Consider the following 13,762-nt stretch of genomic DNA (forward strand, 5'->3'; position numbering starts at 1 on the left):
CCATTGGCCTGTTGCCGGAATAATCCCTTGCCCGGGAACATATTGAAGGACAAGCAGCAGCCCTGAAAAAAATCAGACACCCAAGGAGATCCCATGGAAATCATCGGCGAAAGCATGCACATCATGAACCCGCAGTTTCTCAAGGCCCTGGAAGAGCTGGACGATGAGAGCCTGGTCCAGCTTGCCCGGAGTCAGGTGGAGGCCGGAGCCACCGCTCTGGACATCAACCTTGGCCAAAGCAGAAAACTCGGCCGGCTCACACCCTGGCTGGTGGAAACCATCCAGGACCGGCTGGAGGTGCCCCTTTTTCTCTCCAGCCACGTGCTGAGCCAGCAGCGGGCCCTGGAGATCCACCGGGGCCGGGCCACCATCAACGCAGTGACCGCCAGCCGGACCGAACTGAACCGGGCCATGAAAATTGCGAAGTTTTTCCAGGCCAACCTGGTGGTCCTGCTGGTCAGCTCCGAACTGACGCCCACGGATGTCAACGGTCGTCTCCAGCTGGCCATGCAGGTCCTGGAAACCGCCGAGACGACCGGTCTTTCCCCGGACCAGCTCTATCTCGATCCGGTGATCGGTTGCCGGCCGGATCCTGCCAGCTGGAACCTGAGCGCCGGACTGCCGGACATCGATGTGGTCCTGGAGTCCATCCAGCTTGTCAAAGAACTGAGCAGCAGGCCGCCGAAAACCATTGTCGCCATCTCCAATTCCTCGGTCTGCCTGTCCCGGAGCGAGCGTTCCTCCTTCCACTGCCGACTGCTGCCGCTGCTGGCCGAGGCCGGCCTGGACACGGTGATCATGAACTGCCTGGATACAAACCTCATGGCCGTGGCTCGGGAGTCCCGCGTCCCACTGGCCAGCGCAGCCTGAAATGCGAAGATATTTCCTGAAAAAGCGGTCCGGGGGCCGACCCTCTGGAAACAAAAAACCGACCGGAACCGCTTTTCCAAGCCGCACCTGTATTCTCTGCCTTGCCGGCCTGATCCTGTTGCTGGGCACCTATCCTCCTGCCCGGGGCAGGACCACGGCGCAGCGGATCATCTCGCTTGGGCCCATCAACACGGAAAACATCTACCTGTTGGGCGCTGAAGAACTCCTGGTGGCCAATACCCGCTACTGTGTACGGCCTGAAGCTGCCAGGACCAAGGAAAAAATCGGTTCGGTCATGCAGATCAATATCGAGAAGATCGTCAGCCTGTATCCGGACCTGATCCTGGCCACCGGCTTGACCCAGCCCGCTCAGATCAGAAAACTGCGTGAGCTGGGATTGCGGGTGGTGCAGTTCACCCAGCCGAAATCCTTTGCCGATATCTGCGCCCAACTCCTCAGGCTTGGCCGGCTGCTCGGCCGGGAACAGCGGGCCGGAGAGCTTGTTGCCAGGGCGGAAAAGGAGGTGGCCGCCATCCGGCAAAGAGTTGATGGCCGGGAGCGGCCCAGGGTCTTTCTCCAGGTCGGGGCCGAGCCGCTCTTCGGATCGGTTCCAGGTTCCTTTACCCATGATTTCATAGAGTTTGGCGGCGGGACGAATATCCTGTCCGATCAGTCCTCCGGAGCTGTCAGCCGGGAAAAGGTCCTGGCCCGAAACCCCGATGTCATCCTGATCGCGATCATGGGTTCCGAGACCGGGGTGGCAGGCCGGGAAAAGGCCAGGTGGGAACGGTTTGGTGTGATCAGGGCCGTCCGCGACCACCGGGTCCATATTGTCAACCCGAACCTGGTCTGTTCGCCTTCCCCGGCCACCTTTGTCCAGGCTCTGCGTCTCATTGCCGGGCTGATCCATCCGGAGATCTTCCAGGAGAAAGATCATGCGAATTTATGAACTCATGCATCAGGGCGGGCCGGTGATGTGGCCGCTCTTGGCCTGCTCCATCATTGTGCTCACGGTGATTCTTGAAAGGCTTTTGTTCTGGATCGGAATTGAGCGCAGACGGAACCGGACCCTGATGGACGAGATCCTGCGCCTGGCGGAAAAGAGGGACTGGGAGCGGATCGGAAAAAAGATCAGCGGCAGCGAGGATTATGTGATCCGGGTGCTTACGGTGGGTATCCTCCATCGGGAGTATGACATGGCCAAGGCCATGGAGGCCGAGGCCCGACACATGGTGAAAAAAATGTCACGCTTTATGACCGTACTCGACACCATGATCACCGTGGCCCCGCTTCTCGGCATCTTCGGCACCGTGCTCGGCATTATCTCCTCGTTCAAGATGCTTGGCACTGGCGGGATGGCCGATCCGAAACTGGTCACAGGAGGCATTGCCCAGGCACTCATCACCACCGCTGCAGGGCTTGCAATTTCCATCATCACCGTGTTCCCCTACAATTATTTCAAAAGCCGTATCGAACACGCCATCCACATTATGGAAAAATATGCCACCAATCTGGTGGTGGTGTATGAAAAATCCCGGTAAGGATACTCCTCAATTACTTCCTGCTCTTGCTCCACGCAAACGCCTCATGAAACCCTGATGGATTATTAACCTTTTCAAAACACAGGCCAGATACACTCTCCTGCCAGGTAAAGAGCGCCTGCTCGCACGTACAGTACAGGTTAGCAGGCCGTTGAAAAACGTAGCGAGCGAAGACGGGATCGTCTAGCCACCACAACCCATGAAAATCACGCTGAACCCCCAACAAATTCAGATGATTTTCGAGTCAGTTATATCAAGGGAGAGATGTATCATGAAGAAACTGTTTGGCCGTTCACTGCTGGTATTATTCACTGCCGGAGTTCTCACGGGTCAGGCCGGCCATGTTGATGCCGGGCAGAAAAAAAGCTCGAAAATTCCGGAGTTCAAAGAGGTTCCCTTTCCGGTAACCGATGCAGACAAACGAAAGATCATGGCCAGTGAAGAGGTCACGGTAGACGGAAAAACATACAGGATCGGTTACAATACCATTCTGCGCAGCGGCGACCAGGCCGGCGAAGGCACCTTTGGCCTCCTGATGGACCAGAGCGGCAACCCTGTTCTCAACAAGGATGGCTCCAGACATATTTCCGTGGACAATGACTTCAGCTCCCTGCTTCCGGTGGGCAACAAGCTTTTCATGGTGTCCCATTTTGAAAGCCGTCCCGGCGCCATGTACCTGACCGAACTTGGCCAGGACCAAAAAACCGGCAAGCTGAAAGCGATCAAGACCGAAAACATCGATTTTTCAGCCGTTGGCGGGTTGTGGGTTCCCTGCGCCGGCAGCGTCACCCCCTGGGGAACGCATCTTGGCAGCGAAGAGTATCCCAACAATGCCCGGGCCACGGAAGCGGCAAAATCCATGGACGACATAGAGGATTATGACAAGCCCATGGCCCGCTACTTCGGCCTGGATCCGTATGCAACTTCGACCACTGTGGTTGATTTCCGCAGGGTGTTCAAGCCGTATCGATACGGGTATCCGGTTGAGGTGGCTGTGTCCGAGGATGGCAAACCAACTGTCTACAAACACTATGCCATGGGTCGTGTCGCCGTGGAGCTTGCCTATGTCATGCCGGATAAACGCACTGTCTATATTTCCGATGACGGAACCAATGTCGGTTTTTTCATGTTTGTTGCCGACCGGCCAGAAGATCTTTCCAGCGGTACCCTGTATGCTGCCAAATGGAACCAGAAGCATTCAGCCAACGGTGGATATGCTGACCTGAGCTGGATTAATCTTGGTCATGCCGATGAGGATACCATCCACAAGGCCGTAGAAAGCGGCATTTCCTTTTCCGACATCTTTGCTGTCAGCGAGCCAAAGGGGAATGGAACCTGCGAACAGGGGTTCACCTCCGTACATACCACCACCGGCCTGGAGTGCCTGCAGATCAGGCCGGGCATGGAAACCATTGCCTCCCGGCTCGAGACCCGGCGCTATGCAGCCATGAAAGGGGCAACAACCGAATTCCGGAAAGAAGAAGGCATCACTTTTGATCCTGACCATAAAAGGCTGTACGTCGCCATGAGCCAGGTGGCCAAGGGCATGGAAGACGGGAAAAAATATGACAAGGGCGGACCAAACCATGTCCGGCTGCCCAAAAACAAGTGCGGGGTGGTCTATGGCCTGGATATCAGGCCTGATGCCACAATCGGCAGTGAGTATGTGGCTGTTAACATGTACGGGGTGGTTGCAGGCACCATGCATAAATATCCGCAGGACAGCGAATTTGCAAACAACACCTGCGATATCAACTCCATAGCCAATCCGGACAACATCACCTACATGGCTGGCCGTGACACCCTGATCATTGGCGAGGACACCGGCTCCGGACATCAGAACGACGCCATCTGGGCCTACAATGTCAAAACCGGCAAGTTGACCCGGATTCAGACCACGCCCTATGGTTCGGAAACAACTTCCCCATACTTTTACCCCAACATCAACGGTCACGCGTACCTGATGAGCGTTATCCAGCACCCGTATGGGGAATCGGATGAAGACAAGCTCCGGGATTCCGCCGAGGCAAAGGCCTACACCGGCTACATCGGACCTCTGCCGGCCATGGATTAAGAAGCAGGCAGTCCTCCATACATACTACCCGTGGCGCCGCCGTTCTGCGGCGCCACGCCATGTTCTACCCATTGCCCCTCAAACTATTCCAGGTACAAAGCCATGAACACGCGGGCTCATCTGCAGGCCATTTTCACCTGCATCCTGTTTGCCCAGCAAAGCCAGGGAGCGGAAAGCCGCCATACCATGCCGGTTGACCTGAAAACCAGAGTCGTGGTCAACGAGACAGCCTATATCCCCTCCCAGTGTTATACTAAAACAAAAGCAACCGGGAGACAGAAACAGGATTATAACCCCTGTTACGTCTGCCATACCCGGTCGCCTGAACCAAACTATATCAATGATCAAGATCTGCAGCTTGCATACTCTTTTCCCGAACCCGCACTCGTAAACCCGTGGAGCAACCTGTTCGAGGACCGCACCGAACGTATCCAGCTCATAGCTGACCAGGAAATTGAACATTATATACGACAAAGCAACTATCTGGACAGCGACGGCAACATCATTTTAAACAGACGGCTCCGTAACCTTCCTCCGGCCTGGGATTATAACAACAATGGCAGGTGGGACGGGTACACGCCGGACTGCTGGTTCCAGTTTGACGATCTCGGTTTTGACCGCACCCCGGAGGGCGGCTATTCCGGCTGGCGCGCCTTTGCCTACTACCCATTCCCGGGAACTTTCTGGCCGACCAACGGTTCCACCGACGATGTACTTATCCGGCTGCCCGAAAGTTTCCGCAACAATGAACAGGGCATATTCGACCTGACCGTGTACCGAATCAATCTGGCCATTGTTGAAGCATTGATTACAAAACGCGACGTTGCCACCCTACCGGTTGATGAACATCAATTCGGGGTGGATCTGGACAAGGACGGAAGACTGGGCATGGCAGAGCGGATAGTCTTTGACTGGGAGCCCAGGGAGAACAGAACCATGTCGTATGTGGGCCAGGCAAAAATCGACCAGGAGCAGGGACGGGTTCACCTGGCTGCCGGTCTTTTTCCTGAAGGCACGGAGTTTCTCCACAGTGTCCGGTATATCGACAGCACACCGGAAGGTGCGATTGTCCTGGCAGCACGCATGAAAGAGCTGCGCTACATGAAAAAGCGCACATGGAAGACCTATGCCGCCCTGGAAGAATCAGCGATCAATGAAATCAAGGAAAAGGATGATTTTCCCGACCGTACCCGCCAGTTTATCGGTAACCCGGAACAGGGGATAAACAATGATGATGGCTGGCTGTTACAGGGATTTATCGAGGACGACTCCGGCAATCTGCGTCCGCAGAGCTTTGAAGAGACTGCATACTGCATCGGCTGTCACGGCGGCACCGGTGCGACCACCGATTCCGTGTACGGTTTTCCGCGCAAACTCGACAGCAGCCAGTACCAGGAAGGATGGTATCACTGGAGCCGGAAAGGGCTGGCAGGATTGAACGAGCCCAAAGTCGAGCTCCGCGGCGCCGGAGTATACTACGAGTACTCCTATTATCTGATGTACAACAGATCGGGCAGCGAGTTTCGTGAGAATCCGGAGCTGGAGAAAAAATTTTTCACCCCGAACAGTACTGTCAGGCCGGATATGCTCAACCGGCTGCATGACGATATTTCCATACTGCTCAACCCGTCAAAAGAGCGTGCCCTGCTGCTCAACAAGGCCTATCGCACCATTGTTGCTGATCAGGATTTCATTTATGGCCGGGAGCCGAATGTGGCGCCTGTGGCCAATGTCCACAGAGAAGTGGAACAGGACCAGCCAACAGGTGTCAAACAGCCCACCTCCATGAACCGTTTTGGCGGCAGATTCGGTGAGCATGGCCCCGGCCCTGTTCAGACGCCTTTGTCCGTAATGGAAAAGAAAAGGGGAAAAGAACAAAAAATATTCGGAAAGGGGATGAATGGTCCCAACGGCAGGAAATATGAGGTGGACTGGCAGGGGATTATCCACAAGAGCCGCTACAGCCTTGACATACCAGGGGTCCACTTTACCTTTCCGCCCCGTATTACCCTGCCAACCAGGTTTATCGTGCCTCTCGGGAAAAACCGTGTCTGTTATACCTGCCACCGGCTGGAATATCCTTCCATACCAGAGGCTGCACTTCTGGTAGAGGCTTTCAAACCCGCTGCCGGCAAAGGGAAGATGCCTCCGGAGATGACACGGTTGACCAAGGATCCGGGACAGGATCTGCATGGAAAATGGAGCCCGGATAACAGCAGGATTGTTTTTGTTTCCAACCGCAGCGGCAGTGATCAGCTCTGGCTGATGGACGCAGACGGAAAAAACCAGCGCCAGCTCACCAGTGGGCCGACCATGGCAGCATGGCCTGAATGGAGTCCGGATGGCAGCCGGTTGGTTTTCTGGTCATATAATCCAGCTGCAAAGATCTACGGTATCGAGATGGTGTCTGCAGAAGGCAGAGAAGAAAACAGAAACAGAAAAATCCTGGTTCAGAGCCACAGCATGCTTGACCGGCCGACCTTCCATCCGGACGGAGAATACATTGCCTATGGTGCAGTCACTGAAGGAAACTGGGATATATGGCTGATCAATCCGGACACCGGCAAGAAATGGCGACTGACCAGTGACCCGCAGATGGAAACCAATCCCCTGTGGCGGCCGGACGGCAAGGCTCTGGCTTTCAAGGTAGCGCCGGGCGGAGAATATTCTCTGACCGAGGAATATTTCATGACCTTTGAAAAAGGGTATCAAAATCCGACAATCTACCGCTGGAAGGGCCCGGAGTCGTTGCAGATGAGCGGCTGGAGTCCGGATGGCAGAAAGATAACCTATACCGCAGAGATCATCAGCGACAGCTCCGGTGAGGACCGGGTAACGTACGCGGCCATGGTTTCCGATATCTGCCTGAAAGACGGACAGGCCATTGCACAAAACTCAAAAATACTTTCAAAAAACAAAACCCTTGGCGATCGGGGACCTGTGTTCTCTCCTGACGGGGAAAAAATTGCGTTCTGGTCCTGGGATACTTCCGGAAACGGTACCCTCTGGCTCCATGACCTGAAAACCAGCGGCCTCACCCGGCTGACAAACGGTGGAGCCGACATGTACCCTCAATGGAGCATGGATGGGAAAAAGCTGCTTTTTACCTCCACCAGGTCCGGCAACCAGGACCTGGTGCTCTTATCTTTACAAAAGACCCTGAGACAACAATTGCGCTCAACTAACCCATAATCCAAAACTCATAACACAATGCAGCAGGAATTTCGCAAGACCAAAATCGTGTGCACCATAGGCCCGGCCACGGCGTCCCTGGAGGCGCTCAAGGAGTTGATCCGGGCGGGGATGAATGTGGCACGCCTCAATTTTTCCCATGGAAACCATAAGGAACACCGTGAAACCATAAGAAAAATTCGACAGGCAGCCAGAGAAGAAGGGCGCCCGGTGGGCATTCTTCAGGATCTGGCAGGTCCAAAAATTCGCCTGGGCCAGGTGGACAAACGGCACCTGACTGCCGGTGAGGAGGTGATACTGACCAGCGGCGAGACAGCGACAGGTGATGCACTGCCGGTGAATTATCCATATCTGTGTGAGGATCTTTCCGAAGGTGAGAGTATTTTGATGGCCGATGGCCGGGTCGAGCTTCTGGTGCTTGAAGTACAGGATGACCATATTCGCGCCAGGGTCGTCAATGGCGGCATGATTGCGGCCAACAAGGGCGTCAATCTGCCTGCCAGTGATCTGAGAATTCCTGCGTTTACCGAAAAGGATCGGGAAGACCTTGAATTCGGACTTGCTGAAGGGGTGGATTTTGTGGCCATGTCTTTTGTCCGGCATGAAAAGGACCTGGAACCATTGCTGCAGAGAACAGCCGGGAACAGTACCCGACCGCTGCTCATTGCCAAGATAGAAAAACCCCAGGCGGTCGACCGGCTGGGACCTATTATCGCTGCAGTGGACGGAGTGATGGTGGCCAGGGGAGATCTGGGCGTGGAAATGCCCCTTGAAGACGTTCCACTGATCCAGAAAAAGATCATTTTTCAGGCCAGAACTGCGGGAAAAGTCGTCATAACAGCCACCCAGATGTTAGGCTCCATGGTGGAAAATCCCAGACCCAGCCGGGCGGAAGTCACCGATGTCGCTAATGCTATTCTGGATGGGACCGACGCGGTCATGCTCAGTGAAGAAACAGCCGTGGGTAATTATCCGGTGCAGGCAGTGACCGTCCTGGACCGCGTTGCGATCAGCACCGAGGCAAGCCTTGATCCCAGGCGATTTCTAAAAGATGATATCACTGAAAACCTGCCATTGTCCATTGCCGCTGTCAGCCGGGCAGCCGCGTGGATGGCCAATGATCTGAAAGCGGATCTTATCGTAGCCGCCACCACAGGTGGCTCCACGGCCCGCGTGATGTCGCGCCTGCGACTGCCAATACCCATTATCGGCCTGACCGCCGACCCGAAAATACTGAGACAGTTCTGTCTTTCCTACGGTGTGATCCCGGCCCTGGTTCCAGCGTATGACGATTTTGACGAAATGCTCTGGCAGGTGAACCGCTACCTGAAAAATGAAGCTCTTGCCCGGAGAGGAAATCGGATAATTCTCACCGCCGGTACGCCTTTGGACGTTCCCGGAACCACCAACCTGATCAAAGTTCTGGAGATTGATTAAACCAGCGATTGCATAAGCCTTCCAGATACCGCGCTCTACCTGCAAGGCCACCGACTCCCCCAAACCTGCGCCACCAGAAAACCTCGCCCCGGCACCCGGAATGCGGATTTGTTGTTGACAGAAAGAAAAAAACCGTCTTTAGTAACACCCAATTTTAAAACGTGTTACCTGACCCGGCGACAAAGAGGCACACCCCAGGAGACTGGCAGCAACCCGCCCGTTGCAATAACTGTCATCAAACATGCTGAGACGATTCTCCATATCCCTTGAAGAAAGTCTGCTGGACAAGTTCGATCGCTATATCCAGGCACGCCAGTATGACAACCGCTCCGAAGCGATTCGGGACCTGATCAGGAAAGCCCTGGTCAAGAAGGAATGGCAGGCGGACAAGCAGGTCATGGGGGTCATAACCCTGGTGTACGATCACCACCAGCCGAAGTTGCAGGAAAAGGTGACCGAAGCCCAGCATGATTTCCATCATCATATCGTTTCATCCACCCATGTTCACATGGACCACAACAACTGCATGGAAGTTATTATTGTCCGTGGCAAGGCAGGAGAGGTGCAGGAACTGGCAGACCGGCTCATCGCCCTGCGCGGGGTGCGGGACGGCAACCTGACCATGAGCAGCACCGGAAAAGCTCTCCGGTAATAAATAATTCCCGGGTAATATTTTTTTGCCCGCCAGTAACACGATTTATCCATCTGTAACACAGGAAACAGGCTATGCATATTTCAGAAGGTGTTTTATCGGCACCGGTGTTGATCGGCGGCGGGGCCCTGACCGCGGTGGGAACGGCCATTGGCCTGAAAAAGATCGATTATGACCGGATTATGTCCGTGGCCATTCTGACCTCGGCCTTTTTCGTCGCCTCGCTGATCCACGTGCCCCTGGGGCCGGGTTCCGTCCACCTGGTGCTCAACGGCCTGCTCGGGGTCATCCTGGGCTGGGCCAGTTTTCCGGCCATCCTGATCGCACTCCTGCTCCAGGCCATCTTTTTCCAGTTCGGCGGCCTGGTGGTACTGGGAGTCAACACATTCAACATGGCCGCCCCGGCCGTGCTCTGCTTTTATCTGCTGCGGCCCTGGCTGGTCCAGCCAAAACTCCGGCCTCTGGCCGGATTTGCCGGAGGTTTTCTCTCCATCCTGCTCTCTTCCCTGCTCATGGCCCTGTCACTCGCCCTGAGCGACACCGGCTTCCTGGGCACGGCCAGAATCGTTGTCGCCGCCCATCTGCCGGTCATGATCATCGAGGGATTCATCACCATGTTCACGGTCTCCTTTCTGGCCAGGGTACAACCCGACATCATGCAACTAAAAATATGAAACAGGAACAAGCCATGTCACGACCCGGAACAACAGCGCTTCTACTCACGGTGCAACTGGTTATTTTCTGCCTTCTGGCCGGTCCGGCCCTGGCCCACAAGGTACGGATATTCGCTTACGCTGAAGGCGACACCATCATCGGCGAGACCGCCTTCAGCGGCGGCCGTGCCCCCAAGGACTCGGAAATCATTGTCAAGGACGCAGCCTCGGGCAAAATCCTGCTCACCACCCGCACCGACGACCATGGCGAGTTCAGCTTCCCCATCCCTACGGAGGCAAGGCAAAAAGGTCTTGACCTGCTCATCGTGGTCAATGTCGGCGAAGGTCACCGTGGTCAGTGGAAACTGACCGCGGACGAGTACCTCGACCAGCCCCCCACCCCATCCCCCTCCCCAGCTACCGGACCGACCCCGGCAACAAGCATCCGGGTCGGTCCGGACCCCGCCGCCGCTTTAACGGCAGGGGAGAGAGACGGGACACCGGCCCGGCCCGAGGTGGTAGCCGTGGATGAAACCATGCTGCGCCGGATGATGGAAGAGACTCTGGACAGAAAACTTGGACCGATCAAGCGGATGCTGGCCGAAAGCCGGGACCAGGGACCCCGGATACAGGATATCCTGGGCGGCATCGGCTACCTCATCGGCCTGGCAGGATTTCTGGCCTACTTCAAAGCAAAAGCCAACAAAGGAGAGAAAAAATGATTCGGAAAATGCTTTTCGCAGGATGCGTGGCCGGGCTGGTGCTCGGTGCGACCGCCCAGGCCATGGCCCATTTCGGCATGGTGATCCCGTCCGGCAACATCGTGACCCAGGAGAAAAAATCAGTCGATCTCACCCTGTCCTTTTCCCATCCCTTTGAGCTCATCGGCATGGATATGGACAAACCGGCGAAATTCTACGTGGTCCGCAACGGCAAAAAGACCGATCTGGTGAACAATCTGCGCCGGACATCGGTCATGGGACATGCGGCCTGGCAGACCACCTACAGGGTGAAACGGCCCGGGGTCTACCAGTTCGCCATGGAACCGAAACCCTACTGGGAGCCGGCCGAGGACCTCTCTATCATCCATTACACCAAGACCATTGTCGCCGCTTACGGTGCCGACGAGGGCTGGGATGAACCCGTGGGCCTGCCGACGGAAATCGTCCCCCTGCTCCGTCCGTTTGGCAACTATGCCGGCAACTCCTTCACCGGCCAGGTCCTGATGAACGGCAAACCGGTTCCCCATGCCGAGGTTGAGGTGGAGCTTTACAACCGGGACGGTTCCCTGCAAGCCCCCAGTGATTACCACGTGACCCAGGTGATCAAGGCCGATAAAAACGGTGTTTTCACCTTCACCTGTCCCCGGGCCGGCTGGTGGGGTTTTGCCGCATTGAGCGAGGCCGACTACACCATCCCCGATCCCGAGGGCAATGCCAAACCGGTGGAGCTGGGAGCGGTTCTGTGGATCTATCTGGACAGGTATCAGGGTAAATGACCTTCGAGGGATTCAGCCAGGGCGACTCGCTGCTGCACCGGACCGATACCAGGGTCAAGCTGGTCTGCGCCCTGGCCCTGACCCTGGTGATCGCTCTTTGCCACAGCTTTGCGACCGCAGCCGGCGGACTGGTCCTCGGCCTGGTGCTGCTGGGCCTGGCCCGGCTGCCTCTTAGACAGGTTCTGTGGCGGCTGCTGGTGGTCAACAGCTTTATCGGCCTGCTCTGGCTGTCCCTGCCTCTGACCTATCCCGGCGATCCTCTGACGCTGGGTCCTCTGCACCTGAGCCGGCAGGGACTCGTGCTGGTGAGCCTTATCACGCTTAAGACCAACGGGATCATCGTACTGTTCATCTCCCTGCTGGCCACCTCCACGGTGGCGGAACTGGGCCATGGACTGGGACAGCTCCGGGTGCCGGGCAAACTTTGCCTGCTGCTGCTCTTTTCCTACCGCTATATCTTCGTGATCAGCCAGGAATACCAGCGGCTGCTGCGGGCGGCCCGACTGCGCTGTTTCGAACCCGGCACCAACCTGCACACCTACCGGACGTACGGCCACCTGTTCGGCATGACCCTGGTCAAAAGCTGGAACCGGGCCCAGAGGGTAACCCAGGCAATGATGCTGCGAGGCTTCCGGGGCAGGTTCTACACCCTGGAAGACCGGATCCTCAACCGGCGCGACCTGATTTTCCTCGCATCCATGACCACCATGGTTATTTGTCTTGGCATTCTCGAGGGGATCCGTTAGGAACGACAGACAGAAAAACAAAAAACAGAAAACAGAAATCTGATTACCATCAATCTCTGGCATTGAAACCGGTGTCGGCCTCACCTGTTGCACAGGACGCCATAAACCCGTCCCTGGGGCTTGACGGTGGCCATCCAGGCCACAGACACCCGTGCAACAGGTGAGGTTGACACCTTCATCCATCGAAGGCTGAATTTCAGTGGTAATCACAAACAGAAAAGCCGAACCATTCCCGGCCAGCCGGCCGTTCCCAGGCTTCATACACCTCGACAAAAAGAACATGATTCCAACCATCCATGGCCCCGCTGCTTGAACTTGTTGACATATCCTTCAGTTATCCTGGGGCGGACCGGCCGGTCCTGGACCGGATCAATCTCACCCTGAGCCAGGGACAGCGCGTGGGCCTCATCGGCCCCAACGGCTGCGGTAAGACCTCGCTTTTCCATGTGATCATGGGCCTGCTGCAACCAACGTCCGGGAAGATACTTTTCAAGGGCAGGCCTGTGACCTCCAGGGAAGATTTCCGCCAGGTCCGGGAAAAGATCGGCCTGCTCTTCCAGGACGCCGACGACCAATTATTCTCGCCCACGGTTATCGAGGACGTGGCCTTTGGCCCCTGAACCTGGGCGCCAGTCCTGACGAGGCCAGGGAGCGGGCCATGCAGACCCTGGCACGACTGGGACTGGCCGGTTTTGAAAAACGGATTACCCACCAGCTGTCCGGTGGAGAAAAAAAACTGGTTTCCCTGGCCACCATCCTGGCCATGGAACCGGAGACCCTGCTCCTCGATGAGCCGACCAATAACCTAGATCCGGAGACCAGGAACCGGCTCATCAAGATCCTCACCGACCTGGAGCCGGGCTATGTGATCATCGCCCATGACTGGGATTTTCTGGCGGAAACCTGCAGGGAAATCTATGTCATGGACCAGGGCCGGGTGACCCGGTGTGATACATCATGCCTTCATGAACACCACCACGCTCACCCCTACGGTGAGCATCCCCACCGGCACGGAGGATGAAAAAACACCCGGACTGACCAGGGATAATCCGGGACACAAGTAACACGATTTTATAATTCGTGCTACAGCACTCCTCTG

13 protein-coding genes are annotated in these 13,762 nt (G+C 56.2%); all 13 read left to right on the forward strand.

Annotated elements, in window-relative coordinates:
• The first annotated feature begins 93 nt into the window (after positions 1–93).
• The 13 genes from GF1_RS13635 (at position 94) to GF1_RS16275 (ending at position 13,684) form a co-directional block, all read left to right on the forward strand.
• Positions 94–870, forward strand: coding sequence for a dihydropteroate synthase (locus tag GF1_RS13635; protein WP_267927101.1), 777 nt, complete (start codon positions 94–96; stop codon positions 868–870).
• Between the two features lies 1 nt (position 871).
• Positions 872–1,819: an ABC transporter substrate-binding protein gene (locus GF1_RS13640; protein ID WP_267927102.1), complete on the forward strand. Its 948-nt coding sequence runs from the start codon at positions 872–874 to the stop codon at positions 1,817–1,819.
• Positions 1,806–2,411, forward strand: a complete 606-nt coding sequence (locus GF1_RS13645) for a MotA/TolQ/ExbB proton channel family protein (RefSeq protein ID WP_267927103.1) — start codon at positions 1,806–1,808, stop codon at positions 2,409–2,411. The genes GF1_RS13640 and GF1_RS13645 overlap by 14 nt, the downstream gene beginning before the upstream one ends.
• A 271-nt stretch (positions 2,412–2,682) precedes the next feature.
• Complete coding sequence (locus GF1_RS13650; protein ID WP_267927104.1) at positions 2,683–4,485, forward strand: PhoX family protein; 1,803 nt, start codon at positions 2,683–2,685, stop codon at positions 4,483–4,485.
• Positions 4,486–4,587: 102 nt separating this feature from the next.
• Complete coding sequence (locus GF1_RS13655; RefSeq protein WP_267927105.1) at positions 4,588–7,677, forward strand: Aq_1262 family (lipo)protein; 3,090 nt, start codon at positions 4,588–4,590, stop codon at positions 7,675–7,677.
• Between the two features lie 18 nt (positions 7,678–7,695).
• Complete coding sequence (pyk, locus tag GF1_RS13660; RefSeq protein ID WP_267927106.1) at positions 7,696–9,114, forward strand: pyruvate kinase; 1,419 nt, start codon at positions 7,696–7,698, stop codon at positions 9,112–9,114.
• Between the two features lie 241 nt (positions 9,115–9,355).
• Positions 9,356–9,766, forward strand: a complete 411-nt coding sequence (gene nikR, locus GF1_RS13665; RefSeq protein ID WP_267927107.1) for a nickel-responsive transcriptional regulator NikR — start codon at positions 9,356–9,358, stop codon at positions 9,764–9,766.
• Between the two features lie 74 nt (positions 9,767–9,840).
• Positions 9,841–10,440, forward strand: coding sequence for a cobalt transporter CbiM (cbiM, locus tag GF1_RS13670; RefSeq protein WP_267927108.1), 600 nt, complete (start codon positions 9,841–9,843; stop codon positions 10,438–10,440).
• A gap of 14 nt (positions 10,441–10,454) precedes the next feature.
• Entirely contained in the window at positions 10,455–11,141 is a 687-nt protein-coding gene (locus tag GF1_RS13675; RefSeq protein ID WP_267927109.1) for a NikL family nickel/cobalt ECF transporter subunit, read from the forward strand.
• The gene (locus tag GF1_RS13680; RefSeq protein WP_267927110.1) at positions 11,138–11,917 is read left to right on the forward strand and encodes a DUF4198 domain-containing protein; all 780 of its coding nucleotides are present in this window, start codon (positions 11,138–11,140) and stop codon (positions 11,915–11,917) included. Before GF1_RS13675 ends, GF1_RS13680 begins: the two co-directional genes overlap by 4 nt.
• On the forward strand, positions 11,914–12,663 hold the full coding sequence (cbiQ, locus tag GF1_RS13685) for a cobalt ECF transporter T component CbiQ (RefSeq protein WP_267927111.1): 750 nt from the start codon (positions 11,914–11,916) through the stop codon (positions 12,661–12,663). The genes GF1_RS13680 and cbiQ overlap by 4 nt, the downstream gene beginning before the upstream one ends.
• 296 nt (positions 12,664–12,959) lie before the next feature.
• Positions 12,960–13,283 carry an energy-coupling factor ABC transporter ATP-binding protein gene (locus GF1_RS16270; RefSeq protein ID WP_326491561.1) on the forward strand — a complete coding sequence of 108 codons (324 nt, stop codon included), beginning with the start codon at positions 12,960–12,962 and terminating at the stop codon, positions 13,281–13,283.
• Between the two features lie 38 nt (positions 13,284–13,321).
• Positions 13,322–13,684: an ATP-binding cassette domain-containing protein gene (locus tag GF1_RS16275; RefSeq protein WP_326491562.1), complete on the forward strand. Its 363-nt coding sequence runs from the start codon at positions 13,322–13,324 to the stop codon at positions 13,682–13,684.
• Positions 13,685–13,762: the final 78 nt, after the last annotated feature.

This window comes from Desulfolithobacter dissulfuricans (genome assembly GCF_025998535.1).
Classification (GTDB): Bacteria; Desulfobacterota; Desulfobulbia; order Desulfobulbales; family Desulfobulbaceae; genus Desulfolithobacter; species Desulfolithobacter dissulfuricans.

What these genes read in the sequence shown, in the direction of transcription:
- GF1_RS13635 (WP_267927101.1), top strand. Translation starts at nt 94, where the DNA reads ATGGAAATCATCGGCGAAAGCATGCACATCATGAACCCGCAGTTTCTC.
- GF1_RS13640 (WP_267927102.1), top strand. Translation starts at nt 872, where the DNA reads ATGCGAAGATATTTCCTGAAAAAGCGGTCCGGGGGCCGACCCTCTGGA.
- GF1_RS13645 (WP_267927103.1), top strand. Translation starts at nt 1,806, where the DNA reads ATGCGAATTTATGAACTCATGCATCAGGGCGGGCCGGTGATGTGGCCG.
- GF1_RS13650 (WP_267927104.1), top strand. Translation starts at nt 2,683, where the DNA reads ATGAAGAAACTGTTTGGCCGTTCACTGCTGGTATTATTCACTGCCGGA.
- GF1_RS13655 (WP_267927105.1), top strand. Translation starts at nt 4,588, where the DNA reads ATGAACACGCGGGCTCATCTGCAGGCCATTTTCACCTGCATCCTGTTT.
- pyk (WP_267927106.1), top strand. Translation starts at nt 7,696, where the DNA reads ATGCAGCAGGAATTTCGCAAGACCAAAATCGTGTGCACCATAGGCCCG.
- nikR (WP_267927107.1), top strand. Translation starts at nt 9,356, where the DNA reads ATGCTGAGACGATTCTCCATATCCCTTGAAGAAAGTCTGCTGGACAAG.
- cbiM (WP_267927108.1), top strand. Translation starts at nt 9,841, where the DNA reads ATGCATATTTCAGAAGGTGTTTTATCGGCACCGGTGTTGATCGGCGGC.
- GF1_RS13675 (WP_267927109.1), top strand. Translation starts at nt 10,455, where the DNA reads ATGTCACGACCCGGAACAACAGCGCTTCTACTCACGGTGCAACTGGTT.
- GF1_RS13680 (WP_267927110.1), top strand. Translation starts at nt 11,138, where the DNA reads ATGATTCGGAAAATGCTTTTCGCAGGATGCGTGGCCGGGCTGGTGCTC.
- cbiQ (WP_267927111.1), top strand. Translation starts at nt 11,914, where the DNA reads ATGACCTTCGAGGGATTCAGCCAGGGCGACTCGCTGCTGCACCGGACC.
- GF1_RS16270 (WP_326491561.1), top strand. Translation starts at nt 12,960, where the DNA reads ATGGCCCCGCTGCTTGAACTTGTTGACATATCCTTCAGTTATCCTGGG.
- GF1_RS16275 (WP_326491562.1), top strand. Translation starts at nt 13,322, where the DNA reads ATGCAGACCCTGGCACGACTGGGACTGGCCGGTTTTGAAAAACGGATT.